Source organism: Agrococcus sp. BE272, assembly GCF_031457935.1.
In the GTDB taxonomy this organism is placed as follows: domain Bacteria; phylum Actinomycetota; class Actinomycetes; order Actinomycetales; family Microbacteriaceae; genus Agrococcus; species Agrococcus sediminis.
Genome location: NZ_JAVDXL010000002.1, coordinates 161782 through 187144 on the forward strand (window position 1 = coordinate 161782; position 25363 = coordinate 187144).

A 25363-nucleotide genomic window follows, 5' to 3' on the forward strand; every position below is an offset into this window, starting at 1 on the left:
GCTCGGTGCCCCGAACCATCCGCCCCCTGCCCGACGGCGTCGCGCTGCGCGAGCCGACACCCGCCGACGCGCCCGCCTGGGCCGCCTTCCTCGTGCGGGAGCAGGAGCGCACGTACGCGGGCCGGCTGCCCGACGACTTCGGGGTGCGCGGGCTCGCGCAGGCCAACGTGGTCGGGCTCGCGCGCGCCTTCGCCGAGCCGGGCGACGCCGTGCGCCGCATCGCCTGGCAGGGCGACCGCATCGTGGGCCTCGCGGCGACGAGCACCGCGCCCGCCCGCTGGGAGGTCGAGCTGGGGCTCGTGCCGCCGCCCGCCGAGCGCGAGCTCGACCGGCTCTACGTGGCCGCCGAGATGCACGGCACCGCGGTCGGCGCCGCGCTCTTCGACGCGGTCGTCGACGACCGCGCGCTGTACCTGTGGCTCATCGACGGCAACGAGCGCGCGGGCCGCTTCTACGAGCGCCGCGGCTTCCGGCACCTCGACGAGCGGGTGTCGACGGGCCCGACGTGGGGCGGCATCCCGATGCACCGCATGGTGCGGGAAGGGCGCCCACCGCGAGGGTGAGCGCCCTTCCCGGGTCGTCGCGGAGGCTCAGCCGAGCAGGCCCTGCTCCTCGAGCCATGCGGCGGCGATGTCGGCGGCCGGTGCCTGCTCGTCGACCGAGCGGCCGTTGAGGGCGAGGAGCTCCTCCGAGGTCAGCGCTGCGCTCACCTCGTCGATGATGCCCTGCGCCTCCTCGTCGACGCGGTCGCTCACGACCGGCACGACGTTCGAGGCGAGGAACAGGCCCTCGGGGTCCTCGAGCACGACGAGGTCGTTCGCGGCGATCGACGGGTCGCCGGTGTAGACGATCGCGAGCTGGACGTCGCCGTCCTGCAGCGCGCGGATCGTGAGCGGGCCGCCGCTGTCCTCGATGGGCGTGAAGCCGACCTCGATGCCGTAGGTGTCGGCGAGGCCCTGCGGTCCGTTCGGGCGGGTCTCGGCCTCGGAGTTGGCGCCCATCGTGAGCGGCTCGTCGACGTTCGCCAGGTCGGCGATCGTCGTGAGGTCGTGCTCCTCGGCGAACTCGCGCGTGACGACGTAGGAGTCCTGGTCGGTGGCCGGCGCCTGGTCGAGCACCGTGATGCCCTCGGGCGCGGCCTCGGTGAGGGCCGCGTAGACGTCCTCGCTGAGGCGCTCGGTGGGCTCCTCGGCCCACACCTGCAGCAGCGGGCCCGTGTACTCGGGGAAGACGTCGATCGCGCCCGACTCGATCTCGGGCAGGTAGACCTCGCGCTGGCCGATGCGCAGGTCGCGCTCGATCGTGTAGCCGCCGGCCTCGAGGGCCTGGGCGTAGAGCTCGGCGATGATCTCGTTCGAGTAGTAGTCCTGCGAGCCGACGACGAGGCTCGTCGCCTCGCCGCTCGTCGTGGGCTCGGCGGAGCCCTCCTCGAGCGGGTCGGCGTTCGCGCAGCCGGTGAGCACGAGGCCCGTCGCTGCGATCGCGGCGAGGGCGGCGCCCGCCTTGCGGGGGATGCTGGTCATGCGGTGTTCCTCTCTGGAGCGCGGGCGGACGCCCGAGCGGGGACGGTGTGCGGTTCGGCACGACGGCCGGCCGCGGATTGGATCGCCTGGAAGACGAGCTCGACGACGAGCGAGAGCAGCGCCACGAGCAGGGCGCCGGCCAGCATGACCTCGTAGTCGCCCGCCTTGACGCCCTGGAAGATCGGCCTGCCGAGGCCCGTGTTCGAGACGTACGCGGCGAGGGTCGCGGTCGAGATGACCTGGAGGGCCGCCGAGCGCACGCCGCCGATGAGCACCGGCGCCGCGAGCGGCAGCTCGACGCGCTGCACGATCTCGCGCTCGGTCATGCCGATCGCGCGCGCCGCGCCCACCACCTGCCGGTCGACGGCCTCGACGCCGGCGTACGCCCCGGCCAGCACGGGCGGCAGCGCGAGCACGAGCAGGGCGAGGAAGGGGGCCTCGAGCCCGATGCCGAGGGCGAGGCCGAAGATCGTGAGCAGCCCCAGGGTGGGGATCGCGCGCGCGCCGCTCGTCAGCGCCACGACGAGCCCGCGACCCCTGCCGGTGTGACCGATGAGCACGCCGGCGGGGATGCCGATGGCGGCCGCGGCGAGCAGCACGGCGCCCGAGAAGCCGAGGTGCTCGAGGATGCGCAGGCCGAGCGAGTTCGTGCCCTGCCAGCTCGCGGGGTCGAAGAGGTAGGCGAGGGCCTCGGCGAACAGGTTCATGCGCGCACCGCCGCCTGCCAGGGCATGGCGAGCCTGCCGAGCAGCAGCACGACCGCGTCGATCGCGAAGGCGACCACGACCGTGAGCACGATGCCCGTGATGATCGAGGCGTCGATGCCGCGCTGGAAGCCGTCGGTGAAGAGCGTGCCGAGGCTCGAGATGCCGATCACGGCGCCGATCGTGACGAGGCTGACGGTCGAGACCGCCATGACCCGCAGCGAGGAGACGAGCACCGGGCCGGAGAGCGGCAGCTCGACCGCCCAGAACCGCGCCCAGGGGGAGTGGCCGAGGGCGTCGGCGGCGAGCATCGTCTCGCGCGAGACCGATCCGAAGGCGTCGGCGGCCCCGCGCACCATCAACGCGCAGCCGTAGAGCGTGAGGCCGATGATCGCGACCCAGGGCGAGCGCGCCGAGAGGCCCACGATCGCGGGGATCATGATGAACAGGGCCAGCGAGGGGATCGCGTAGAGGAGGCCGGTGCCGGTCAGCAGCGCGGTGCGGGCGCGCGGATAGCGGGCGGCGAGCCAGCCGAGCGGGATCGAGATCACGAGCGCGAGCACGATGGGCACGATCGAGAGCCACAGGTGGTCGAGCAGCAGCGACCACACGATGTGCAGGTTCTGGCTCAGCCAGTTCATGGGCTGGGCCTACTCCGCCAGCACGCCGGTGGGGCGGTCGTCGCCGTCGACGACGATCCGGCGGCCGTCGACCTCGCGCACCGAGAGCGTGCGACGCGCGGTGCCCGCGCCCACGAAGCGCGAGACGAACTCGTCCGCGGGGTGGGCGAGGATCTCGGCGGGCGTGCCGCGCTGCGCGATCTCGGCGCCCTTGCGCAGCACGAGCACCTCGTCGCCGAGCGCGAAGGCCTCGTCGATGTCGTGCGTGACGAAGAGGATCGTCTTGCCGAGCTCGCGCTGCAGCGTGCGCATCTCCTCCTGCAGCTGGTCGCGCACGATGGGGTCGACGGCGCCGAAGGGCTCGTCCATGAGCAGGATGTTCGGATCGGCGGCGAGCGCTCGCGCGACGCCGACGCGCTGCTGCTGGCCGCCCGAGAGCTGCAGCGGGTAGCGGTCGCCGAGCGCCGGATCGAGGCCGACGCGCTCGAGCAGGCCGAGCGCGGCGCGGCGCGCCTCGCGACGGTTCGCGCCCTCGAGCACCGGCACCGTGGCGACGTTGTCGGCGACGGTGCGGTGGGGGAGCAGGCCGCCCGCCTGGAGCACGTAGCCGATCGAGCGGCGGAGCTGCACCTTGTCCATCGCGCGCACGTCGTCGCCGTCGATGGAGACCGTGCCGCTCGTGGGATCGACCATGCGGTTCACCATGCGCAGCAGGGTCGTCTTGCCGCAGCCGGAGGAGCCGACGAGCACCACGACGGCGTGCGAGGGGACGACCAGGCTGAAGTCCTCGACGGCGACCGTGCCGTCGGGGTACTCCTTGCGCACGGCTGCGAACTCGATCACGCGGGGGCTCCTCCCGGTCGCGGGGTGCCGAGACTACCGCGCGAGCCCCTCCGGGATCCTGTGCCCGCGCCCCGCGGCTAGGCTTGCCGACGTGCAGCGGCCGATCGGAGTCTTCGACAGCGGCGTCGGCGGGCTCACCGTGGCGCGGGCGATCATCGACCAGCTGCCCGCCGAGTCGATCACGTACATCGGCGACACCGCCAACGGCCCCTACGGCCCGCGCGCGCAGTCGGAGGTGCGGCGCCTCGCGCTCGACGTGCTCGACACGCTCGTCGCGCAGGGCGTGAAGATGCTCGTCATCGCCTGCAACACCGCATCCGCGGCGACCCTCGACGTCGCGCGCGAGCGCTACGAGCAGGGGATGGGCATCCCGGTCGTCGAGGTCATCGACCCGGCCGTGCGGGCGGCTGTGCGCCAGAGCCGCTCCGGGCGGATCGGCGTCATCGGCACCGCGGGCACGATCGGCTCGGGCGCCTACCAGCGCGCGTTCGCCGAGGCGGGCGTGCCGCACGTCGCGGCCGGCGCCGCGCCGCGCTTCGTCGAGTTCGTCGAGGCGGGCGTCACTACCGGCGACGAGGTGCTCGCCGCCGCGCACGAGTACCTCGAGCCGCTGCTGGCCGAGGAGCTCGACACGCTCGTGCTCGGCTGCACGCACTACCCGCTGCTCGCCGGCGCGATCGGCTACGTCGCCGGCCCCGGCGTGCGGCTCGTGTCGAGCGCGGAGGAGACCGCCGCCGACGTCTACCGCATCCTGAGCGACCGGCGCATGCTCGCGCCCGAGCACGCCGTGCCCGCCTACGCGTTCGAGGCGACGACCGCTGCGCAGGAGCCGTTCCTGCGGCTCGCGCGCCGGTTCCTCGGGCCCGAGGTGACGCACGTGGAGTTCACGCAGACCGGGGTCATCCAGCTCCCCGGCCGCACCGACTGAGAGGACCAGGCATGGCACGCAAGGACGGCAGGCAGCTCGACGAGCTGCGCGACGTGACGATCGAGCGGGGCTGGAGCCAGCAGGCCGAGGGCAGCGCCCTCGTCTCCTTCGGCGCCACGAAGGTGCTGTGCACCGCATCCGTCATGCCCACGGTGCCCCGCTGGATGGCGGGCAAGGGCAAGGGCTGGGTGACGGCCGAGTACGCGATGCTGCCGCGCTCGACGAACGAGCGGATGGACCGCGAGAGCGTGCGCGGCAAGGTCGGCGGCCGCACCCACGAGATCTCGCGCCTCATCGGCCGCTCCCTGCGCGCCGGCGTCGACATGCGGGCGCTCGGCGAGCTCTCGATCGCGGTCGACTGCGACGTGCTGCAGGCCGACGGCGGCACCCGCACCGCCGCGATCACGGGCGCCTACGTGGCGCTCGCGGACGCGATCCGCTGGGCGCAGGCCGAGGGGCGCGTGCCCAAGAGCGCGACGCCGCTGATCGACTCGGTCGCCGCCGTGTCGGTGGGGATGATCGACGGCGAGCCGATGCTCGACCTCGCCTACGTCGAGGACGTGCGCGCCGGCACCGACATGAACGTCGTCGCGACCGGCCGGGGCCTCCTCATCGAGGTGCAGGGCACCGCCGAGGGCGCGCCCTTCGACCGCGCGGAGCTCGACGGGATGCTCGACCTGGCGCTCGCGGGCACGGCACGCCTGACCGAGCTGCAGCGAGAGGCGCTCGGCGCATGACCGACCTGGGAGCGACCGGCATCGATGTCGTCGGCGGGGGCCTGCAGGTGGTCGTCGCGACGCGCAACCCGCACAAGGTGGAGGAGCTGCAGCGCATCCTCGCGCCGCTGCTGCCCGGCGTCGAGCTCGTGCCCGACAGCGGCCCGGAGCCCGTCGAGGACGGCGAGACGTTCGAGGCGAACGCGCTCATCAAGGCGCGCGCCGCGCACGAGCGCACCGGGCTGCCCGCGCTCGCCGACGACTCGGGCATCGAGGTCGACGCGCTCGACGGCGCGCCCGGCATCCACTCGGCGCGCTATGCCGGCACGCGCGACGACCGCGACAACCTCGAGCTGCTGCTGGAGAACCTCGCTGGGAACGCCGACCGCGGGGCGCAGTTCGTCTGCGCCGCGGCGTGGGTCGACGCCGACGGCGAGCTCGCGGTGCGGGCCGACTGGCGGGGCGAGATCGCGGAGGCGCCGCGCGGCGAGGGCGGGTTCGGGTACGACCCGGTGTTCGTGCCGCACGACGCCGACGGCAGGGCGGCCGCCGAGCTGAGCCCGGAGGAGAAGGACGCGCGCAGCCACCGGCGGCTCGCGTTCACGGCGCTCGCGGAGCGCGTGCTCGGGCGCTGACGGCGCTGTCCTCGCGGATGCGGCTCGCGCATCCCTGTGCCATGATTTCGGTGTGCCGAAAACACAGCGTGCGGGACGGCGAAGGGTAGCCGTCGCCATCGCGTGCGCCGTCGCCGCGCTGACGGGCTGCGCGTCGCCGGCGCCGGCCGCGGTCGAGGACGACGGCCGGCCGCTCGTGCTCGCGACCTTCACGGTGATCGCCGACATCGCGCGCGAGGTCGCGGGCGACGCCGCCCGGGTCGAGTCGCTCACCCGGGTCGGCGTCGAGGTGCACGACTACGAGCCGACGCCCGGCGACCTCGTGCGCACCGAGGGCGCCGACCTCGTCGTCACGAACGGCATGGGCATCGACGACTGGCTGCTGACCCTGGTCGAGCGCGCGGATGCGCCGCACGTCGTGCTGAGCGACGTCGTCGACCCGATCCCGATCGAGACCGGCCACTACGCGGGCAATCCCAACGCCCACGCCTGGGTCTCGCCCGCCGAGGGGGCGCGCTACGTCGAGGCGCTGCGCGTCGCGATCGGCGACCTCGTGCCCGCCGAGCGCGACGCGATCGACGCGCGCGCCGCCGCCGTGACGGCCGCGCTCGAGGCCGAGGGCGAGCGGCTGCGCGAGGGCGTCGCGCTGCTGCCCGAGCAGCATCGCGTGCTCGTCACGTGCGAGGGCGCCTTCAGCTACCTCGCCCGCGACGCGGGGCTCGCCGAGGCGAGCCTGTGGCCCGTGAACGCCGGCGGGCAGGGCACGCCGCAGTCGATCGCGGCGGTCGCGGGCGTCGTCGCCGAGACGCGCGTGCCGACGGTCTTCTGCGAGTCCACGACGCATCCGGGCACCCAGCAGCAGATCGCGCGGAACGCCGGCGTGCGCTTCGACGGCGGGCTGCACGTCGACTCGCTCTCCGAGCCCGACGGTCCGGCGCCCACCTACCTCGCGCTCATCGCGCACGACATCGACATCATCCTGGAGGGGCTGGGAGCATGACCGACGCCATCGTCGCCGAGCACCTCGGCGTCCGCTACGGCGACGTGCGCGCGCTCGCCGACGTGACCGCGCGCATCCGCACCGGTGAGATCACCGGGCTCGTCGGGGTCAACGGCTCCGGCAAGTCGTCGATGCTCGCGGCCGTGCTCGAGCGGGTGCCGCACGAGGGCACGGTGCGCATCCTCGGGCGCACCCCTGCAGAGGCGCGCCGCGCCGGCCTCGTCGCCTCGGTGCCGCAGGCCGAGACCGTCGACTGGGACTTCCCGGTGACGGTGCGCGACGTCGTCACGACCGGCCGCTACGGGCGGATGGGGCTGCTGCGCATCCCGCGCGCCGCCGACCGCGCGGCCGTCGACGAGGCCCTCGCGCTGCTCGGCATCGCCGACCTCGCCGACCGGCAGATCGGCGAGCTCTCGGGCGGGCAGCGCAAGCGCGCCTTCGTCGCCCGCGCGATCGCGCAGGACGCCGAGCTGCTGCTGCTCGACGAGCCGTTCGCGGGCGTCGACCGCACGAGCGAGGCGCAGATCACCGAGGTGCTGCGCGGCATCCGCGCCCAGGGCCGGACCGTGGTGATCGTGCACCACGACCTCTCGGGGGTGGCCGAGCTCGCCGACTCGGTGCTGCTGCTGCGCGGGCGGCTGCTGCACCACGGGCCGCCCGCCGAGACGCTCACACCCGAGCGCATCGCCGCTGCCTTCGGCGCCGGCACGAGGGAGGAGCGGTGATGGACGCGGGGCTCGTCGACGCGCTGCTCGCGCCCTTCGCCTACGACTTCATGCTGCGGGCGATCCTCGTGACGCTCGTCGCCGCCGTCGCCTGCGCGCTGCTGTCGACGTGGCTCGTGCAGATGGGGTGGTCGCTCATGGGCGATGCGGTCTCGCACTCGGTGCTGCCCGGCGTCGCGCTCGCGTACATCCTGGGGCTGCCGTTCGCGATCGGCGCCGCCGTGTTCGGCATCGGCGCGGTCGCGCTCATCGGCGGCGTGCGGGCGGCGTCGAGGATCAAGGCGGATGCGGCGATCGGCGTCGTGTTCACGACGCTGTTCGCGCTCGGGCTGGTGATCGTGTCGGTGACGCCCGCCCAGACCGACCTGCAGCACATCCTCTTCGGCAACGTGCTCGGCGTCTCGGACGCCGACATCGCCCAGGTGCTCGTCGTCGGCGCGATCGTCTGCGCGACGCTCGCCGTGCTGCGCCGCGACCTGACCCTCGTCGCCTTCGACCCGGGCCACGCCCACGCGATCGGCCTGCGGCCGCGGCTGCTGCACGCGGTGCTGCTCGGCGCGCTCGCGCTCACCGTCGTCACCGCGCTGCAGGCGGTCGGCATCATCCTCGTCGTCGCGATGCTCGTCATCCCCGGCGCGACCGCGTCGCTCATCGCCGTGCGGTGGGACGCGCTGCTCGCGTGGTCGGTCGGCATCACCGTCGCCGCGTCGATGGTGGGGCTCATCGCGGCCTTCTGGATGGACATCTCGCCGGGCGGCGCGGTGGTGCTGACCCAGGGGCTCGCGTTCGGGCTAGCGTTGCTGTTCGGGCCCCGCCGGGGGCTCGTCATCCGGTGGGCGAGAGCGAGGCGTCATGCAGTCGACGGCGGCTGAGGACTACGTCAAGGCGATCTACCACCACACCGAGTGGCAGCCCGAGCCCATCACCCCCTCGCAGCTCGCGTCCCGCCTGGGACTGGCGAACTCCACCGTGACCGAGATGGTGAAGAAGCTCGCCGCCGCGGGCCTCGTGCGCCACCGCCCCTACGGCGCGGTCGAGCTGACCGACGACGGTCGCGCGCTCGCGGTGCGGCAGGTGCGGCGCCACCGGGTGGTCGAGACGTGGCTCGTCGAGCGGCACGGCTACGACTGGGACGAGGTGCACGACGAGGCCGAGATCCTCGAGCACGCGCTGAGCGACCGGCTGCTCGACTCGATCGCCCGCTCGCTCGGCGACCCGGAGCGCGACCCGCACGGCGACCCGATCCCGGCCGCCGACGGCACGGTGCGGCGACCGGATGCGGTGCTGCTCGCCGATGCGGAGGTCGGCCACGCGGGCGCGGTGGTGCGCATCTCGGACGCCGACCCGGCCATGCTGCGGTTCCTCGCCGGGGCCGGGGTCGCGCTCGACGCGCGGCTGACGGTGCTCGGGCAGAAGCCCTACTCGGGCTCCATCCAGGTGCGCAGCGGCTCGACGACGATCGACGTCGGCCCCGACGTGGCGCAGGCGATCTGGCTCGCCGCCTGACCCGAGGTTCGCGCGATCAGCGCTCGATGCCCGGCTGCTGGCCGGTGCCCGAGAGGTCGAGCGTCTCGACGGCGCCCGTCGCGCTGCCGTCGCGGATCTCGCGCTCGACGTCGCGCCGCGACTGGATCGCGTGCCACACGATGAAGCAGATGGCGATCGCGACGACGCCGAGCAGCACGAGGTCGATGTACTCGGTGACGAGGTCGGCGACGCCCGGGATGTGTGCGACGCCCCAGCCGAGCAGCGGCAGCCCCGCGCCCCACAGCAGGCCGCCGAGCACGTCGAGCCGGAAGAACAGCGGCCACGGCATGCGCCCGACGCCCGCGGCGACCGGCATGAACGTGCGGACGATGCCGATGAAGCGGGCGATGATGACCGCCGCCGCGCCGTACTTCAGGAAGAAGCGGTTGGTGCGCTCGATCGTGCGATGCGAGAAGAGCCCCGACGACTTGCGCTGGAAGATGGGCGGCCCGGCCTTGTGCCCGATGAAGTAGCCCAGCTGGTCGCCCGCGACCGCGCACGCCCAGATGCAGAGCATGACGAGCCAGATGGGCTGCGGGATGACGCCGGTGTAGGAGAGCACGCCGGCGATCACGAGCAGCGTGTCGCCCGGCAGCAGGAAGCCGAAGAGCAGCCCCGTCTCGACGAACACGATGGCGCACACCAGCAGCAGCGCCCAGACGCCGGCGCCCGAGATCAGCCCCTCGATGTCGATGAGGAACTCGGCTGGCAGGTGGGGCACGGACGCTCCTTCGCGCGATGGGCGGTCGCCGTGCGGGAGAGGGGACTCGAACCCCCACGCCACGTGGGCACAGGAACCTAAATCCTGCGTGTCTGCCAATTCCACCACTCCCGCGTGGGTGTGATCAGCGTACCTTTTCGCGCAGGTCCCCACGCTCCGGCTCTGCCAAGGTTGTGCCATGCAGATGCGCGCCCTCGTGACCGGCGCCTCGGCCGGGCTCGGCGCGGAGTTCGCGCGCCAGCTCGCCGCCGACGGCTTCGCGCTCGTGCTCGTCGCGCGCAGCGCCGACCGCCTGTGGGAGCTCGCGGCCGAGCTGCCCGCGCTCGGCGCGGCCGACGTCGAGGTGCTGCCGGCCGACCTCACGGACGAGGCCGGGCTCGAGCGGGTCGCCGCGCGCCTGCAGGACGTCGCGCGGCCGGTCGACGTGCTCGTCAACAACGCCGGGCACGCCGTCGCCGAGCCCTTCCACGCATCCGCCATCGCCGACGAGCGCGCCATGCACGAGCTGCTCACGTGGGTGCCGCTGCGGCTCGCGCACGCGGCGCTGCCCGGCATGCGCGAGCGCGGCCGCGGCGGCATCCTCAACGTCGCGAGCCTCGCCGGGCGCCTGCCGAGCGGCTCGTACGCTGCGGCGAAGGCGCAGGTGATCGCCCTGTCGCGCGCGCTCGACGCCCGCTACCGCCGCGACGGCGTGACCGTCACGGCGCTCCTGCCCGGCTTCGTCGCGACGGAGTTCCACGAGCGGATGGGCGTCGCGGCCGACACCGTGCCGCGTGCCGGGTGGGCGGATGCGCCGACCGTCGTGCGCGAGGGGCTCACGGCCCTGCGCCGGCGGCGCGGCGTCGTCGTGAGCGACTGGCGCTACCGGCTCGCGGCGCCGCTGCTGCCGCTCGTGCCGTCGCGGCTCATCGCCGGCTTCGGGCTCGGCGCGAGGATCGAGCGGGGGAGCGGCCGATGAGCGAGGTCGTCGCGGTGCTCGGCGCCGGCGTCATGGGGGCCGGCATCGCGCGGGTGCTCGCGCGCGCCGGCCACGAGGTGCGGGTCTTCGACGTCGACCCGGCGGCCGCCGCCCGTGCCGCCGACTCGGCCGGCGCATCCGCGCACGACTCGGTCGCCTCGGCGGTCGAGGGCGCGACGCTCGTGCTCGAGGCCGCGCCCGAGCGGCTCGAGCTGAAGCGCGCGCTGCTCGCCGAGGTCGAGGCGGCGAACGCCGACGCGGTGATCGCCTCGAACACCTCGTCGATCGGGGCCGACGCGCTCGCGGCGGGCATGCGCGACCCGTCGCGGCTCGTCATCGCGCACTTCTTCAACCCCGCCGACACCGTGCCGCTCGTCGAGGTGGTGCCGGGGCCCGCGACGCCGCCGGAGACCGTCGAGCGGATGGTGGCGCTGCTCACCGCGGCGGGCAAGACGGCCGTGCCGCTCGCGCACCAGGTGGAGGGCTTCATCGCGAACCGCCTGCAGGCGGCCCTCTACCGCGAGGCGATGCACCTCGTCGAGCGGGGCGTCGCGAGCCCCGAGCAGGTCGACCGCGTGGTGACCGCCGGGCTCGGGCCGCGCTGGGCGCTCGCGGGGCCCTTCGAGATCATGGACCTCGGCGGCCTCGACGTCTGGACGAGCGTGGCCGACGGGATCCTGCCGAGCCTCGGCGACGCATCCGCCGCCCCCGCGATGCTGCGCGACCGGGCCGAGCGCGGCGACCTCGGCGCGAAGACCGGGCGCGGCTTCCTCGAGCGCGAGGCGGATGCGCCGGCGCGGTTCGCGGCGAGGCTCGCGGCGCTCATCGCGGCCCGCGACGCGCTCGAGCCGTAACGTTCAAATTCGGAATAACCCCGTACACGGGGTGTTGCCCCTCATGGAGGGCGACGACGAGCGCCGCCCGTGAGGGAGAGGATCCGAAGATGACGTTCCCGGTGCTGCAGGACAAGGTCGCGATCGTGACCGGCGCCGCCATGGGCATGGGCGAGGCGACGGCGCGGCTGTTCGCCGAGGCCGGCGCGAAGGTGGTCGTCGCCGACTTCAACGTGGAGAAGGGCGAGGAGGTCGCCGCCGACATCCGCGCGAAGGGCGGCGATGCGCTCTTCGTGCAGGTCGACATCTCGAAGGGCGAGCAGGTCGAGGCGATGGTCGCGACGACCGTCGCGCGCTACGGCCGGCTCGACGTCGCGGTGAACAACGCGGCGCTCACGCCCGACCAGGGCCTGGTCTCCGAGATCGACGAGGCCTACTGGGACCGCCTCATGTCGGTGGACCTGAAGGGCACCGCGCTGACGCTGAAGTACGAGCTGCGCCAGATGCTCGCGCAGGGCGACGGCGGCTCGATCGTCAACATCTCGTCGACGTCGGGCTTCCGCGTGCAGCCGATGACGGTCGCGTACAACGCCGCCAAGCACGGCGTGAACGCGCTCACGAAGACCGCCGCTGTCGAGAACGGCCCGCACGGGATCCGCGTGAACTCGGTCGCCCCCGGCGCGGTCGACACGCCGATGCTGCGCGGCGCCATCGAGCAGTTCGGCCTCGACCCGCAGGAGTACCCGAAGCAGCTCTCGGCGCTGCACCGCTTCGCGCAGCCGGCCGAGATCGCGCAGGCGAGCCTGTGGCTGGCCAGCGACGCCTCCTCCTACGTCACGGGGACGACGCTGCACGTCGACGGCGGGTACACCGGCGCCATGTGAGCCGACGCGGCCGGGAGCGCCGAACTGCCATGGCGCTCCCAGCCGCTCCGTGCCAGCGTGGAGTGCATGACCGAGACCCTCAAGGCCGTCTACTTCAACGGCAGCCTCACGCCGTCGCCGGGCGAGAGCCACACCGACCTGCTGATCGAGGCGAGCGCCCGCATCCTGCGCGAGCAGGGCGTCGAGGTCGAGGTGGTGCGCGCGGTCGACCACGCGATCGCCCCGGGCGTGCAGCCCGACATGACCGAGCACGGCGCCGCCGAGGACGCCTGGCCCGCCATCTGGGACCGCGTGCTCGGGGCCGACATCCTCGTGATCGCGACCCCCATCTGGCTCGGCGACGCCTCGAGCGCCACGCGCCGCGTGGTCGAGCGCCTCTACGCCGAGTCGGGCGAGCTCAACGAGCACGGCCAGTCGATCTACTACGGCAAGGTCGGCGGATGCCTCGTCGGCGGCAACGAGGACGGCATGAAGCACGTCGCGCGCGAGGTGCTCTACGCCCTGCAGCACCTCGGCTGCACCATCCCGCCGCAGGCCGACGCGGGCTGGGTGGGCGAGGCGGGCCCCGGCCCCTCCTACGGCGACGAGCTCGACGACGGCTCGCACGCGGGCGCCGACAACGACTTCACGCAGCGCAACATCACGATCATGACGTGGAACCTGCTGCACCTCGCGCGCATGCTGCGCGGGGGCATCCCGACCGAGGGCAACGACCGCAACGCCTGGGAGCGCGGCGAGCGCTTCGGGTTCCAGAACCCCGAGTACAGATAGGAGCGCGACCATGACCGACATCCGCCTGCACATCGAGGACTCGGGCGGCGACGGCCGCCCCGTCGTGCTGCTGCACGGCTGGCCGCTCTCGGCCGAGGCATGGGCGGCGCAGACCGGGGCGCTCACCGCCGCCGGCCACCGCGTCGTCGCCTACGACCGCCGCGGCTTCGGCCGCAGCGACAAGCCCGACGAGGGCTACGACTACGACACGCTCGCGGCCGACCTCGACCGGGTGCTCACCGAGCTCGACCTGCGCGACGTCGCGCTCGTCGGCTTCTCGATGGGCGGCGGCGAGGTCGCGCGCTACGTCTCGACCTACGGCGAGGAGCGCGTGCGCTCGGTGGTGTTCGCGGCAGCGGTGCCGCCCTACCTGCTGCACGCCGACGACAACCCGGAGGGTCCGCTCACCGAAGAGGCCTACCGCTCGCTCCGCAAGGGGCTCGAGGCCGACCGCGAGGCGTTCTTCGACGAGTTCACGACCGGCTTCTTCTCGACCGAGGAGGGACTGCAGGTGAGCGAGGCGCAGCGCCAGGAGGGCATCCGGCTCGCCCTGCAGTCGCACCAGCCCGCGGCGCTCGGGGCGATGGACGCGTGGGCGACCACCGACTTCCGCGACGACCTCGGCACGATCACCGTGCCGGTGCTCGTGCTGCACGGCGACGGCGACCAGACGGTGCCGTTCGAGGGCTCCGGCCGCCGCACGCACGAGACGATCGAGCACAGCGAGCTGCACGTCATCTCCGGCGCACCGCACGGCTGCAACGTGAGCCACGCCGACGAGTTCAACCGGGCGCTGCTGGCGTTCCTCGACTGACCCGTGGCGCGTGTCGGCGGCGAGGGGCAGGATGCGGCCATGAGCGTCACCGACTGGCTGCTGCGGGGCGATCCCTCGATCCGCTGGCAGGCGATGGCCGACCTGCTCGACGAGGATCCGGATGCCGTGGCCCGCGAGCGCGCGAGGGTCGCGCACGAGGGCCACGGCGCGGCGCTGCTCGCCGCCCGCGGGACCGACGGGCAGTGGGCGGGCGGCGCGCACTTCCCGAAGGCCGAGCCGGAGCTGCCCGGCCAGCCGTGGACATCCACCGCCCACGTGCTGACCGAGCTGCGGCTGCTGGGCGTCGACCCGGCGGATGCGGCGGTGCGGCAGGCGATCGACGACGTCGCGCGGGTGACGCGCTGGGAGTACGACGACGAGCCGTTCTTCGAGGGCGAGGTCGAGCCGTGCATCAACGGCGCGCTCGTGACGAACGCCGTCTACTACGGCGAGGACGCGACGCCGGTCGTCGAGCGGCTGCTCGGCGAGCGCATGGAGGACGGCGGCTGGAACTGCGAGCAGGAGCGCGGCTCGGTGCGCTCGTCGTTCGACACGACGATCGCGGTGCTCGAAGCGCTCGCGGCGTTCGAGCGCGTGAGCGACGACCCGCGCGTGCCCGAGGCGCGGGCGAGCGGCGAGGCCTACCTGCTCGAGCGCTCGCTGCTGCGACGGCGCTCGACCGGCGAGATCGTCGACGAGGGCTACCTGCGCTTCGCCTTCCCGCCGCGCCACGAGTACGACGCGCTGCGGGCGCTCGAGCACTTCCGCGCCGTGGGCGCCCGCCCCGACGAGCGGATGGCCGAGGCGATCGAGCTCGTGCGCTCGAAGCGGCGGGACGACGGCCGCTGGCCGCTCGACGTCGTGCACGGCGGCGACCGGGTCGTCGACTACGGGTCGGTCGGGGAGCCGAGCCGCTGGATCACGCTCAAGGCGCTGCGGGTGCTGCGGTGGGCTGACGGGGGCTGAGGCGGCTGTGGAGAACTTCCGCGAGGGCTGACGCGCTCGCGGTTCACTGGCTCGCATGCGCCAGGCCGTCGCCGAGATCACCGCCACCGTGCGGGCGAGGGTGCGCCGCGACGGGGTCGACCTGGCCCGCTCCGGCGACCTCGCCGAGCGCTACGTGCGCGACGCGGTGCGCTCCTACGCCGAGCGCTCGCTCGGCGGCAGCGTGCCGCTGCTGGCCGACGAGCGGCAGGCCGAGCGCGACGTGCTCGCGGCGGTCTCGGGCTACGGGCCGCTGCAGCCCTACCTCGACGATCCCGAGGTCGAGGAGCTGTGGGTCAACCACGGCTCGCGCGTCTTCTGCGCGCGCGGCGGCGTCAGCGAGCAGCTGCCGATCCGGCTCACCGAGACCGAGGTGCGCGACCTCGTCGAGCGGATGCTGTCGACGACGGGCCGCCGCGTCGACCTCTCGTCGCCCTTCGTCGACGCGTCGCTGCCCGACGGCTCCCGGCTCCACGTCGCATCCGGCGACGTCGCCCGCGGCGCGATGTCGATCAACATCCGCAAGTTCGCCCGGCGGCTCGCCGCGCTCTCGGCGCTCGTCGAGCGCGGCGCGCTCAGCCAGCAGGCCGCCGCGTTCCTGCGCAGCGCGGTCGTCGCCGGCTGCAACATCCTCGTCTCCGGGCCGACGCACGCCGGCAAGACCACCATGCTGAACGCCCTGCTCGCCGCCGTGCGGCCGAGCGAGCGGGTGGTGACGGTCGAGGAGACCTTCGAGCTCGATCCGCCCGTCGACGACATCGTGGGGCTCCAGTGCCGGCAGCCGTCGCTCGAGGGCACGGGCGAGATCTCGCTGCGGCGGCTGGTGAAGGAGAGCCTGCGGATGCGCCCCGACCGGCTCGTCGTCGGCGAGGTGCGCGAGGCCGAGGCGCTCGACCTGCTCGTGGCGCTCAACTGCGGCGTCTCCGGCATGTGCTCGATCCACGCGAACTCCGCGCGCGACGCGCTCACGAAGCTCACCACGCTGCCGCTGCTCGCGGGGCGCAACATCGACGCGGGGTTCGTCGTGCCCACCGTCGCGCAGTGCGTCGACCTCGTGGTCCACCTCGCGATCGACGCGCGCGGCAACCGCCGCGTCGTCGAGATCCTCGCGCCGACGGGGCAGGTCACCGCCGGTGTCATCGAGGCATCCGCCCTGTTCGCCCTGCGCGACGGGCTGCTCGAGCCGACCGGGTCGCACCCGGCGAGGACGGCGAAGTTCGCCGCGGTCGGCATCGATCCCGTCGGGCTGCTCGGGGGCCGCGCATGACGTGGCTGCTCGGCTGCCTCCTCGGCCTCGGCATCGTGCTCGCCGTCAGCCCGTGGCTGTGGCCGCGCAGCGCCCGCACGCCGGATCCGCAGCCGCGCCGCCGACTGCTCGACCGCCTCACGCACGCGGGCCTCGAGGGCATCCCGCCCCTCGCGCTCGCGGCGGTGTCGGTGCTGGCCGGCGTCCTCGCCGCGGGCGTCGCGCTCGCCCTCGCGCCGGTGGTGGCGGTCGCGGCCGCCGCGTTCGCCGCCGGCGCCGCCGGGCCCGTGATCGCCGTGCGCTGGCGCGCCAAGCGGCGCCGCCGAGCGCAGGCGTCGGTCTGGCCCGACGTCGTCGACCACCTGGTCTCCGCCGTGCGGAGCGGGCTCGCGCTGCCGGATGCGGTGGCGCAGCTCGCGCACGCCGGTCCGGAGATCACGCGAGCGGCCTTCACCGCCTACGCGGCCGATCACCGCGCGACCGGCTCCTTCGGCTACGCCCTCGACCGACTGAAGGACCGCCTGGCCGATCCGGTCGCCGACCGCATCCTCGAGACGCTCCGGATGGCGCGCGAGGTCGGCGGCACGGAGGTGACGACGGTGCTGCGCGAGCTCGCCGCCTACCTGCGCGTCGACCTCGCGACTCGCGGCGAGCTGGAGGCGAGGCAGACGTGGATCGTCAGCGCGGCGCGGCTGGGCGTCGCGGCGCCGTGGATCGTGCTGCTCATCCTCTCGACCAGGCCCGAGGCGGCGCAGGCGTACAACGCGCCCGGCGGTCTCGCGCTCATCGGCGGCGGCGCGGTCGTGACCTTCATCGCCTACCGCGTGATGCTCCGCATCGGCGCGCTGCCGACCGAGGCGCGGTGGTTCGCGTGACCGCGTCGCTCGGATGGGCACTGATCCTCGGCGCCGGCCTCGGGCTCGGGCTGTGGATGCTCGTCAGCCTCGTGCCGATCCTGCGCCGACCGCTGCTGCTGCACCGGGTCGCGCCGTACGTGCTCGACGTCTCGCCGGGCGCGCGCGACCTGCTCGCACGCAGGCGCGTGGACCCGGCGCGCGTGCTCGGCGCGGTCGCGTCGCCGGTCGGCGATCGGCTGGCGCCGCTCGTGCACGCGGTGCTCGGCGCGCCCGACGGCATCCGCCTCCGGCTGCGCCAGGCGTCGGCGAGCGAGACGGTGAGCGACTTCCGCGGCCGCCAGCTGCGCTGGACGGTGCTCGGCGCCGCCGTCGGCGCGGCGCTCGGGGTGGTGGGCGCGCTGCAGCAGGGGCAGCTCGCGCTGCCCGCTGGGCTCGCGCTGCTCGGCGCCGCGATCGGCGCCGCCACCGTCGACTGGCTGCTCCAGCGACGCGCGAAGCGGCGGCTCGCGCGCATCTCGAGCGAGCTGCCGTCGATCCTCGAGTTCCTGTCGCTGAGCCTCGCCGCGGGCGAGGGCCTGCAGGACGCGCTGCGCCGGGTCGGCGCCGCGGGCCGCAGCGCGCTCGGGAGCGAGCTCGCGGGCGTCGTCGCGCAGTCGGCGGCGGGGGAGAGCCTCTCGAGCGCGCTCGGGGCACTCGCCGACGAGCTCGGGCATCCCGGGGTCACGCGCAGCGTCGAGCAGATGCGCGGCGCGATCGAGCGCGGCACGCCGCTCGCCCAGACGCTGCAGGCGCAGGCGCTCGACGCGCGCGACGCCGCGAAGCGCGACCTGCTCGAGGCGGCGGGCCGCAAGGAGATCTCGATGCTCGTGCCGCTCGTGTTCGGTCTGCTGCCGACCACGGTGGCGTTCGCGATGTGGCCGGGCATCCATGTGCTGCAGGTCGGATTCTGAAGGAGGAGACATGTCCACAGACAGCTACCGCTTCGCCCGCCTCGTCGGGAGGATGCGCGACGAGGAGCGCGGCGACGTGCCCGGCTGGGTGCTCGTCACCCTCATGACGGCGGGGCTCGTCATCGTCATCTGGACGGTCGCCGGGCCCGCCCTGTCGGGCGTCTTCGAGCAGGCCATCGCGAGGGTCACGAGCTTCTGATGCGCCTGGCCGACGAGCGGGGCTCGGCGGTCGCGGAGTTCACGATGGTCGCCGGGCTGCTCGTGCTGCTCGTGCTCTCGGTCGTGCAGCTCTCGCTCGCGCTGCACGTGCGCGCGACGCTCGCCGACGCGGCCGCGGAGGGGGCGCGGCACGCGTCGCTGGTCGGGTCGGATGCGTCGGCCGGCATCGCGCGCACGCGCGAGCTGATCACGACCGCCGTCGGGCCCGCCTACGCGGAGCAGGTGTCGGCGGGGACGGCGGTCGTCGCAGGGCTCGAGACGATCGAGATCCGGGTCGCGGCGCCGCTGCCGGTGATCGGGCTCGTCGGGCCGGTCGGACTGGAGGTGCGCGGCCATGCGCCGCTCGAGTCGCTGGGCTGAGCTGCGGCGCGTGCTCGGCGACGACGCCGGCAGCGCCTCGCTCGAGTTCCTGACCGTCGGGATGCTGCTGCTCGTGCCGCTCGTCTACCTGGCGCTCTCGCTCGGGCAGATCCAGCACGCCGTGCTCGGCATCGAGGGTGCGGCGCGGCACGCGGCGCGCGTCATCGCCGCGGCCGACGGGCACGACGAGGGGCTCGCCGCCGCCGACCGCGCGATCCGCGTCGCGCTCGCCGACGCCGGGGTCGAGCCCGCGGCCGCCGAGGTCGCGATCACGTGCGCGCCGGCGGCGGGCGACTGCCAGACGCCGCGCGGCACCGTCACCGTGCAGGTCGACGCGACGGTGCCGCTGCCGCTCGCGCCGCCCGTGCTCGCGCTCGACGTCGGGATGGGCGTCCCGGTCTCGGCGCTCGCGTCGCAGCCGGTCTCGGCGTTCGGCGGTGCGCCGTGAGGAGCGTGCTGCGGCGCCTCGCGCGCGAGGACGACGGCTCGACGCTCGTGCTCACCATGGGGTTCGCGGCGCTCGCGCTCGCGCTCATCCTCGCGGTGACGGCGGCGACCAGCATGCTGATCGAGCGGCGCCGGCTCTTCACCGTCGCCGACGGCGCGGCGCTCGCGGCGGCCGAGGCGTTCGCGCTCGAGCAGGTGCGCTTCGACGGCACCGCCGTCGCGCCCGAGCTCGCCGACGCGGCCGTCGACGAGGCGGCCGCGGCGTGGGCGTCGCGCGCTGCCGCCGGCCTCCACGACGTGCGCGTCGACGGCGCGAGCGCGGACGCTCGCAGCGCCTCCGTCACGGTCTCGAGCGCGTGGCGCCCGCCGGTGGTCTCCCTCTTCCTGCCGGAGGGCATCCGCCTCGACGTGACGTCGACCGCGCGGGCGGTCTTCGTCGACTGAGCGGTACCCTCGCGGGCATGAGCGCGAACCCCGACGAGCTGCCGTTCGACGTCGACGCGGTCGCGGCGAGCCTGCCGACCGACCAGCCCGAGCGGGCCGCCGCAGGCCTGCGCGCTCTGATGGAGCATCCCGGGTTCCGTCAGCTCGTGCAGCAGGTGCAGGCCGGCGAGCTCGGCGACGACGAGCTGCGCGAGGAGGCCACCTCGATCGCCCACGACCTCGCGGCCAGGCAGGAGCTCCGTCGTGATGCGTGAGGCCAGGCGGCGGCTCACTCCGCGGTGACCCGGTAGCCGTCGAAGCGCAGCAGCGTCGTCGCGACGGTCGAGCTGGAGGACACCGAGCCCTTGAGCGCGACCGAACCCGCCGTCTGCAGCGCAGCGGTCGCATCCGTCGCCTCGATCTGCCAGCTCGACGGCTCCGGCGACCCCACGCGCCAGATGCGGGCGCCGAGCACCGTCGGCGAAGCGCCCTGCACGCTCAGGCGCAGCGCGATCGGCTCGCCCGGCACGGACGCGCCGGGCAGCACGTAGCTGCGCCCGCCGAGGGCCGTCTCGTTGCGCAGCAGGAACAGCCGGATGGCGCCGCCCGGCTCGAGCCGGATGCGCGCGGCGTAGTGCGCGGTGCCGACCGCCCTGCCCAGCACGGTCGCGCTGACGGCGCCACCGGCGGCCGCAGCGCTCGAGCTGACCTGCACCGTCACCACCGAGTCCGTCACCGCGACCGCGCCGAGCGTCGCCTGCCGCGTCGAGCCGGGGGCGAGCGCCATGATGCCGCGCCCGCTCGCCACGCTGTACGCCGCCGTGCCGCCCGTGGTCGACCACGCGCCGCCGGCGTCGGCGCTGCCCCATGCGCTCGTCACGGCGCGCTCGAAGTCGTCGGCGGCGACCGCCGCGCCCGGCGGGGGCGGAGGAGCGGTCACCGTCACCTCGCGCGAGGTGCTCGCCGTCGCGCCGTCGTCGTCCGTGACCGTCAGCGTGACGGGGTAGGTGCCCGCGGCGGCGTGGGTGTGCTCCGCGGTCGCTCCCGACGCGGTCGCGCCGTCGCCGAAGCGCCACGCGTACGACGCGATCGAGCCGTCCGCGTCCCGCGAGCCCCTGCCGTCGGCCGTGACGGAGAGCCCCGTCGCCGCAGTCGTGAACGACGCGGTGGGGGATGCGTTGACCGGGGTGGGCGCGGCGGCGGTCACGGCCCGCAGGTCGTCGAAGGAGAGCCGCGTGGTGGCGACGCGCGACGTGCCGCTCACCGACGCCTTGATGCCGATCGTGCCCGCCGCCTGCATCGCGCTCGCGGTGCTCGTGGCGGTGAGCTGCCAGTCCGAGGGCGGTGCCGTGCCGCTCGGCCACACCATCGCGGCGAGCGCCGTCGGCCCCGTGCCCGTCACCGACAGCCGCACCGCGAGCTGCGCGCCCGGCGTCCAGGTCGACAGCCGGGTCGCGAGGGCCGTGTTGTCGTGCAGGAGGTACAGGCGCAGCACCCCGTTCGGCTCGAAGCGCACGTTCAGCCCGTAGCTCGACGCACCGATCTGCCTGCCGATGATCGTGGTGTGGGCGGCGCCGCCGGAGGAGGCCACGTCCGAGGCGACCAGAGCCTCGAGCACGACGTCGTCGCTGACGACGCCGGGCAGCATCGCCGCGCGCGTCTGCGATGGGATCAGCGACATCACGCCGCGTCCGCCTCCGACCGAGAGCGGCGAGGCGCTCCCGCCGCCCGCTGTCCACGCACCGCCGACGTCAGCGGTGCCCCATTCGCCCGTCACCGTGCGGGCGAAGGCGTCTGCGGCGAGCACGGTCTCGGCGGGCGGGGGCGTGCGCAGCGTCCAGGAGGCCGAGACCGTCCTGCTGGTGCCGTCGTCGACGACCGCGCGCCACTCGTACGCGGTGTCCGGCTCGAGCCCCGGCCAGGCTGCCGACGCCGTCGCCCCCGACGCGATGGTGCGGGTCGCGATCGGGACGAATGGGGCCGGCTGCGCGGCGGCGAGCTCGAACGGCAGCGTGAAGGCCGAGTCTGCGTCGGTCTCGTGCTGGTCGAGCGACGGCGAGTACGTCGTCGCGCGCATGGTGCCCGCGCCGGGGTCGAACGTGTAGTACCGCAGCCACCCGTCGCCGCCGTTCGCCCGCCCCTGGTAGTTCGACAGGATCTGGTGCACGGGCTCGCCGCAGGCGTTGGCGTCGGTGCGGTGCGCCTCGCCGAGGTCGCCCTGGTGCGCGTGCCCGGCGACGACCAGGCGGATCTGGCAGTTGGTGCGCACGAACTCCTCCCAGAGCTCGGCGGTCGGGGTGCCGCCGGGGCGCTGCGCGGTCGCCATGCGAGCGCCCGCGACGGTGAGGAAGCTGTGGGTCGCCATGATGACCGTGCGGTCGGGGTGCGCGTCGAGCACGCGCTCGGCCCAGTCGAGCGCGTAGCCGGGCGCCTCCCACTCGAGGTTGAGCAGGAGGAAGTCGTGCCCGCCGGCGGTGAACAGCGCGTAGCTGTCGGCGTTGCCGCGATCGACCGGGTCGGGCCCGAACTGGGACTGGCCCAGATAGCCGCCGTACCGCGTCGAGGCCGTGTTCCAGGAGGCGCTCGAGTAGCGCGACGGTGGGAAGTGCTGGTTGTAGACGCTCATGTCGCCCGTGGCGTTGTCGAAGTCGTGGTTGCCCGGCAGCACGGTGTTCGGCACGCCGGCCGCGTCGAGCGTGGCGAACTCCGGCGAGACGGCGGCCCAGTGCCCGGGGATGGTCCACTCGCTCACGAGGTCACCCACCTGCGCGACGAACGCGGTGTCGAGCTGGTCGCGGCTGCCGACGATCCAGTCCATCTGCGCGCCGAGGTGCTCGAAGTTCGCGTAGCTGTAGTTCTGCGTGTCGGGCACGACCACGAGCGTGAAGGGATCGGCATCGGTGGAGCCCGGCACGGTCGCTCCGAGCTGCCGGCCCTCGAAGGAGACCTCGAGCGCGCCGCCGTCCGGGTCGGTGGCCGAGACGCTGATGGTCGGGGTCGTGCTCGTGGTGGTGCTGCCGTCGGCGGGACCGACGAGCTGCGCCGCCGAGGGCGGCGCGGCGCTCGCGGCGGTCGGCGCGGCGAGGCCGACGACGATGGCCAGCGAGGCGAGCATCGCCGCGGCGGGCCGGGACCGGGGTCCGAGGATCACGAGCTCCTCCAGCTCTGGCCCGTGACGCCGTCGGATGTGCGGCGCATCGGGGCGAGCGCCTCCTGCGCCGATGATCCCACCTGCCCGGACGACCGGCAACGCAGGATTGCGTCAGGTCCTGCCGGGGCTACTCCCGCGGCTTCCGCGGCAGCCAGCGCAGCAGCATCCCCGCCCCCGCGACGCACAGCACGGCGAGGCCGCCCGCGGCCCACGCGATCGACGCGACCGAGACCAGCAGCGAGATGAGCAGCGGCGCGGCCGCGCCCCCGAGGTCGACGGTGAGGCGCCAGGCGCCGAGGAACGGCGCCGGGTTCTGCCGGTCGGCGAGGTCGGCGCCGAGCGTCATGAGGATGCCGGAGCCGAGCCCGTTGCCGAGCGCGAGCACGATCGCCGCGGCGATGAACCAGGTCGTGGCCGCGTCGAGGTCGTGCGACGCGGCCAGCAGCACGAACGCGATCGCCATGATCGACAGCGACGGCACGACGCTCCACAGCCGGCCGAAGCGATCCATCACCCAGCCCGAGACGAAGAACAGCGCGAAGTCGACGCCGCCCGCGATGCCGATCACGAGGCCCGTGGTGACGCCGTCGAGCCCGATCGACACCGCCCACAGCGGCAGCAGCACGCTGCGCGCCGAGCGGGCGAGCGACAGCATCGCCGCCCCGACGCCGACCGTGCCGAGCACGCGCGCGTGCTCGCGCACCACCTGCCACACGCCGGCGCGCTCCGACGCGAGCTCGATCACACCGGTCGTCGCGGGCGTGCGCTCGAAGACCGACGTCGGGTCGGGCAGCACCACGAGCACGGCGATCGCGATCACCGTGCCGATCGCGCACACGACCCACACGGCGCTCAGCCCGAGCCCGAGCCCGAGCACGGCCGAGCCGATGAGCGGACCCACGAACATGCCCATCCGGAAGATGCCGCCGAGCGTCGACAGCGCGCGGGCGCGGTAGCGCAGCGGCACGTACGTCGTCATGAACGCGTGGCGGGCGAGCCCGAAGACCGCGTGGCCGAGGCCGAGCACGAAGATCGCGACCCCGAGCATCCACACCTCGCTCGCGACGAAGGCCAGCGCGAGCGCGACGAGCACGAGCAGGCCCGCGCCGATCATCGTCGGGCGCTCGCCGAAGCGCCCCACGACCGCGCCGCCCGGCAAGTCGCCGGCCAGCTGGCCGACCGTCAGCATCGCGGCGACGACCGCCGCGACCGCGAGCGACGCGCCCAGGTCGCCGGCGATCAGCGGGATGTACGGGATGACCGCGCCCTCGCCGATCGCGAACGCGGCGGTGGGCACATAGGCGGCGCCGGCGACCCTGCGCCAGGGGAACCGCTCGGACTGGTCGACGCCGCTCACCATCCGAGCCTACGGCGGATGCGCGGGGCGGCCGCGCGGTCGCTCGTCGGTAGGCTGGGGGGACCATGGCCGATCTCGACATCGCCGGCGACATCGCCGCCCTCCGCTCCACCTTCGCCGACATCAAGGCGGTGGCCGACGTCGACAGGCTCGCCGCCGACATCGAGCGGCTCTCCGAGGAGGCCGGCGCCCCCGACCTCTGGGACGACCCCGACGCCGCCCAGAAGGTCACGAGCCAGCTGAGCCACGCGCAGACCGACCTCAAGCGCATCACCGAGACCGAGTCGCGCATCGACGACCTCGAGGTGCTCGTCGAGATGGCCAACGAGGAGGGCGACGAGGAGACGCAGCAGGAGGCCAAGAAGGAGCTCGCCGCGATCCAGCGCATCGTCGCCGACATGGAGATCCAGACGCTCCTCGACGGCGAGTTCGACCCGCTGCCGGCCGTCGTCACGATCCGCGCCGGCGCCGGCGGCGTCGACGCGTCCGACTTCGCCGAGATGCTGCTGCGCATGTACCTGCGCTACGCCGAGCAGCACGGCATGCCGGTCACCGTCTACGAGACGAGCTACGCGGAGGAGGCGGGCATCAAGTCGGCCTCGTTCGAGCTGAGCGCCCCCTACGCCTTCGGCAACATGTCGGTCGAGGCGGGCACGCACCGCCTGGTGCGCATGAGCCCGTTCGGCGCCGCGGGCAAGCGCCAGACCTCGTTCGCAGCCGTCGAGGTCGTGCCGCTCTTCGAGCAGGTCGACGAGGTCGAGGTGCCCGAGAGCGACATCCGGGTCGACGTGTTCCGCTCGTCGGGCCCCGGCGGCCAGAGCGTCAACACCACCGACTCCGCCGTCCGCATCACGCACCTCCCGACCGGCACGGTCGTCTCGATGCAGAACGAGAAGAGCCAGATCCAGAACCGCGCCGCCGCGATGCGCGTGCTGCAGAGCCGCCTGATGCTGCTCAAGCGCGAGGAGGAGGCGGCGCGTAAGAAGGAGCTCGCCGGCACCATCAGCGCGAGCTGGGGCGACCAGATGCGCTCCTACGTGCTCGCGCCGTACCAGATGGTCAAGGACCTCCGCACGCTGCACGAGGTCAACAACCCGAGCGCGGTCTTCGACGGCGACCTCGACGGCTTCATCGCCGCCGGCATCCGCTGGCGCAAGCAGCAGCAGCTCGCCGACGACTAGGCCGAGC

The 25363-nt window shown here is 74.2% G+C and carries 30 protein-coding genes and 1 tRNA gene; 23 read left to right on the forward strand and 8 right to left on the reverse strand.

Going from position 1 to position 25363, the window contains the following annotated elements; all coding sequences use genetic code 11:
- Positions 1–5 precede the first annotated feature (5 nt).
- The gene (locus J2X49_RS07160; RefSeq protein ID WP_310125982.1) at positions 6–563 is read left to right on the forward strand and encodes a GNAT family N-acetyltransferase; all 558 of its coding nucleotides are present in this window, start codon (positions 6–8) and stop codon (positions 561–563) included.
- 27 nt (positions 564–590) lie between these two features.
- Here the strand turns inward: J2X49_RS07160 and J2X49_RS07165 are convergent, their stop codons facing one another.
- Genes J2X49_RS07165 through J2X49_RS07180 form a run of 4 tightly spaced genes read right to left on the reverse strand, consistent with a single transcriptional unit; the run spans position 591 to position 3690 of the window.
- Positions 591–1523, reverse strand: a complete 933-nt coding sequence (locus tag J2X49_RS07165; protein WP_310124340.1) for an ABC transporter substrate-binding protein — start codon at positions 1521–1523, stop codon at positions 591–593.
- On the reverse strand, positions 1520–2230 hold the full coding sequence (locus tag J2X49_RS07170) for an ABC transporter permease subunit (RefSeq protein ID WP_310124343.1): 711 nt from the start codon (positions 2228–2230) through the stop codon (positions 1520–1522). The genes J2X49_RS07165 and J2X49_RS07170 overlap by 4 nt, the downstream gene beginning before the upstream one ends.
- Positions 2227–2868, reverse strand: a complete 642-nt coding sequence (locus J2X49_RS07175) for an ABC transporter permease (protein ID WP_146356743.1) — start codon at positions 2866–2868, stop codon at positions 2227–2229. Before J2X49_RS07175 ends, J2X49_RS07170 begins: the two co-directional genes overlap by 4 nt.
- A gap of 9 nt (positions 2869–2877) precedes the next feature.
- Positions 2878–3690, reverse strand: a complete 813-nt coding sequence (locus tag J2X49_RS07180) for an ABC transporter ATP-binding protein (RefSeq protein WP_146356745.1) — start codon at positions 3688–3690, stop codon at positions 2878–2880.
- 91 nt (positions 3691–3781) lie between these two features.
- On the opposite strand from J2X49_RS07180, the gene murI reads away from it, so the two are divergent.
- From murI to J2X49_RS07215, 7 genes are read left to right on the forward strand one after another with little or no spacing between them, the layout of a single operon-like run.
- Positions 3782–4618, forward strand: a complete 837-nt coding sequence (gene murI, locus J2X49_RS07185) for a glutamate racemase (protein WP_310124351.1) — start codon at positions 3782–3784, stop codon at positions 4616–4618.
- 11 nt (positions 4619–4629) lie between these two features.
- Positions 4630–5355: a ribonuclease PH gene (gene rph / locus J2X49_RS07190; protein ID WP_310124353.1), complete on the forward strand. Its 726-nt coding sequence runs from the start codon at positions 4630–4632 to the stop codon at positions 5353–5355.
- Positions 5352–5969 carry an RdgB/HAM1 family non-canonical purine NTP pyrophosphatase gene (gene rdgB / locus J2X49_RS07195; protein ID WP_310124355.1) on the forward strand — a complete coding sequence of 206 codons (618 nt, stop codon included), beginning with the start codon at positions 5352–5354 and terminating at the stop codon, positions 5967–5969. Before rph ends, rdgB begins: the two co-directional genes overlap by 4 nt.
- A 52-nt stretch (positions 5970–6021) precedes the next feature.
- Positions 6022–6948, forward strand: coding sequence for a metal ABC transporter solute-binding protein, Zn/Mn family (locus tag J2X49_RS07200; protein ID WP_310124358.1), 927 nt, complete (start codon positions 6022–6024; stop codon positions 6946–6948).
- Positions 6945–7673: a metal ABC transporter ATP-binding protein gene (locus tag J2X49_RS07205; RefSeq protein WP_128188439.1), complete on the forward strand. Its 729-nt coding sequence runs from the start codon at positions 6945–6947 to the stop codon at positions 7671–7673. The genes J2X49_RS07200 and J2X49_RS07205 overlap by 4 nt, the downstream gene beginning before the upstream one ends.
- Positions 7673–8545, forward strand: coding sequence for a metal ABC transporter permease (locus tag J2X49_RS07210; protein ID WP_310124365.1), 873 nt, complete (start codon positions 7673–7675; stop codon positions 8543–8545). Before J2X49_RS07205 ends, J2X49_RS07210 begins: the two co-directional genes overlap by 1 nt.
- Complete coding sequence (locus J2X49_RS07215; RefSeq protein ID WP_128188441.1) at positions 8526–9179, forward strand: metal-dependent transcriptional regulator; 654 nt, start codon at positions 8526–8528, stop codon at positions 9177–9179. The genes J2X49_RS07210 and J2X49_RS07215 overlap by 20 nt, the downstream gene beginning before the upstream one ends.
- Positions 9180–9195: 16 nt before the next feature.
- Here J2X49_RS07215 and J2X49_RS07220 read toward each other — a convergent pair whose 3' ends face one another.
- Positions 9196–9921 carry a DedA family protein gene (locus J2X49_RS07220; RefSeq protein WP_310124371.1) on the reverse strand — a complete coding sequence of 242 codons (726 nt, stop codon included), beginning with the start codon at positions 9919–9921 and terminating at the stop codon, positions 9196–9198.
- Between the two features lie 31 nt (positions 9922–9952).
- A tRNA-Leu gene (locus J2X49_RS07225) sits at positions 9953–10035 on the reverse strand.
- Between the two features lie 64 nt (positions 10036–10099).
- On the opposite strand from J2X49_RS07225, the gene J2X49_RS07230 reads away from it, so the two are divergent.
- From J2X49_RS07230 to J2X49_RS07295, 14 genes are all read left to right on the forward strand, one after another.
- Positions 10100–10879, forward strand: a complete 780-nt coding sequence (locus J2X49_RS07230; protein WP_310124373.1) for an SDR family NAD(P)-dependent oxidoreductase — start codon at positions 10100–10102, stop codon at positions 10877–10879.
- A complete protein-coding gene (locus J2X49_RS07235) occupies positions 10876–11733 on the forward strand; it encodes a 3-hydroxyacyl-CoA dehydrogenase family protein (protein WP_310124376.1) in 858 nt (285 codons plus the stop codon). The genes J2X49_RS07230 and J2X49_RS07235 overlap by 4 nt, the downstream gene beginning before the upstream one ends.
- A gap of 89 nt (positions 11734–11822) precedes the next feature.
- Positions 11823–12596 carry a glucose 1-dehydrogenase gene (locus J2X49_RS07240; RefSeq protein ID WP_310124379.1) on the forward strand — a complete coding sequence of 258 codons (774 nt, stop codon included), beginning with the start codon at positions 11823–11825 and terminating at the stop codon, positions 12594–12596.
- A 66-nt stretch (positions 12597–12662) separates the two neighbouring features.
- The gene (locus J2X49_RS07245; protein ID WP_310124383.1) at positions 12663–13367 is read left to right on the forward strand and encodes a flavodoxin family protein; all 705 of its coding nucleotides are present in this window, start codon (positions 12663–12665) and stop codon (positions 13365–13367) included.
- A 10-nt stretch (positions 13368–13377) separates the two neighbouring features.
- Positions 13378–14181 (forward strand): alpha/beta hydrolase, encoded by an 804-nt coding sequence (locus J2X49_RS07250; protein WP_310124386.1) that lies wholly within the window; start codon positions 13378–13380, stop codon positions 14179–14181.
- A 39-nt stretch (positions 14182–14220) separates the two neighbouring features.
- Positions 14221–15147 carry a hypothetical protein gene (locus tag J2X49_RS07255; protein WP_310124389.1) on the forward strand — a complete coding sequence of 309 codons (927 nt, stop codon included), beginning with the start codon at positions 14221–14223 and terminating at the stop codon, positions 15145–15147.
- Between the two features lie 55 nt (positions 15148–15202).
- Positions 15203–16432 carry an ATPase, T2SS/T4P/T4SS family gene (locus J2X49_RS07260; protein ID WP_310124393.1) on the forward strand — a complete coding sequence of 410 codons (1230 nt, stop codon included), beginning with the start codon at positions 15203–15205 and terminating at the stop codon, positions 16430–16432.
- Complete coding sequence (locus J2X49_RS07265) at positions 16429–17286, forward strand: type II secretion system F family protein (protein ID WP_310124396.1); 858 nt, start codon at positions 16429–16431, stop codon at positions 17284–17286. The genes J2X49_RS07260 and J2X49_RS07265 overlap by 4 nt, the downstream gene beginning before the upstream one ends.
- On the forward strand, positions 17283–18218 hold the full coding sequence (locus J2X49_RS07270) for a type II secretion system F family protein (RefSeq protein WP_310124399.1): 936 nt from the start codon (positions 17283–17285) through the stop codon (positions 18216–18218). The genes J2X49_RS07265 and J2X49_RS07270 overlap by 4 nt, the downstream gene beginning before the upstream one ends.
- Before the next feature lie 10 nt (positions 18219–18228).
- Positions 18229–18417 (forward strand): hypothetical protein, encoded by a 189-nt coding sequence (locus tag J2X49_RS07275; protein ID WP_310124403.1) that lies wholly within the window; start codon positions 18229–18231, stop codon positions 18415–18417.
- The gene (locus J2X49_RS07280; RefSeq protein ID WP_310124406.1) at positions 18417–18797 is read left to right on the forward strand and encodes a TadE/TadG family type IV pilus assembly protein; all 381 of its coding nucleotides are present in this window, start codon (positions 18417–18419) and stop codon (positions 18795–18797) included. Before J2X49_RS07275 ends, J2X49_RS07280 begins: the two co-directional genes overlap by 1 nt.
- On the forward strand, positions 18772–19245 hold the full coding sequence (locus J2X49_RS07285; RefSeq protein ID WP_310124409.1) for a hypothetical protein: 474 nt from the start codon (positions 18772–18774) through the stop codon (positions 19243–19245). Before J2X49_RS07280 ends, J2X49_RS07285 begins: the two co-directional genes overlap by 26 nt.
- On the forward strand, positions 19242–19688 hold the full coding sequence (locus J2X49_RS07290) for a pilus assembly protein TadG-related protein (protein ID WP_310124411.1): 447 nt from the start codon (positions 19242–19244) through the stop codon (positions 19686–19688). Before J2X49_RS07285 ends, J2X49_RS07290 begins: the two co-directional genes overlap by 4 nt.
- A 17-nt stretch (positions 19689–19705) precedes the next feature.
- Positions 19706–19942, forward strand: coding sequence for a hypothetical protein (locus J2X49_RS07295; protein ID WP_310124414.1), 237 nt, complete (start codon positions 19706–19708; stop codon positions 19940–19942).
- 14 nt (positions 19943–19956) lie between these two features.
- Here the strand turns inward: J2X49_RS07295 and J2X49_RS07300 are convergent, their stop codons facing one another.
- Together J2X49_RS07300 and J2X49_RS07305 are read right to left on the reverse strand one after the other, a co-directional pair.
- Positions 19957–22818 (reverse strand): PKD domain-containing protein, encoded by a 2862-nt coding sequence (locus J2X49_RS07300; protein ID WP_310124418.1) that lies wholly within the window; start codon positions 22816–22818, stop codon positions 19957–19959.
- A gap of 127 nt (positions 22819–22945) precedes the next feature.
- On the reverse strand, positions 22946–24175 hold the full coding sequence (locus J2X49_RS07305) for an MFS transporter (RefSeq protein ID WP_310124420.1): 1230 nt from the start codon (positions 24173–24175) through the stop codon (positions 22946–22948).
- A gap of 65 nt (positions 24176–24240) precedes the next feature.
- On the opposite strand from J2X49_RS07305, the gene prfB reads away from it, so the two are divergent.
- Positions 24241–25356: a peptide chain release factor 2 gene (gene prfB / locus J2X49_RS07310; protein ID WP_128188457.1), complete on the forward strand. Its 1116-nt coding sequence runs from the start codon at positions 24241–24243 to the stop codon at positions 25354–25356.
- Positions 25357–25363: the final 7 nt, after the last annotated feature.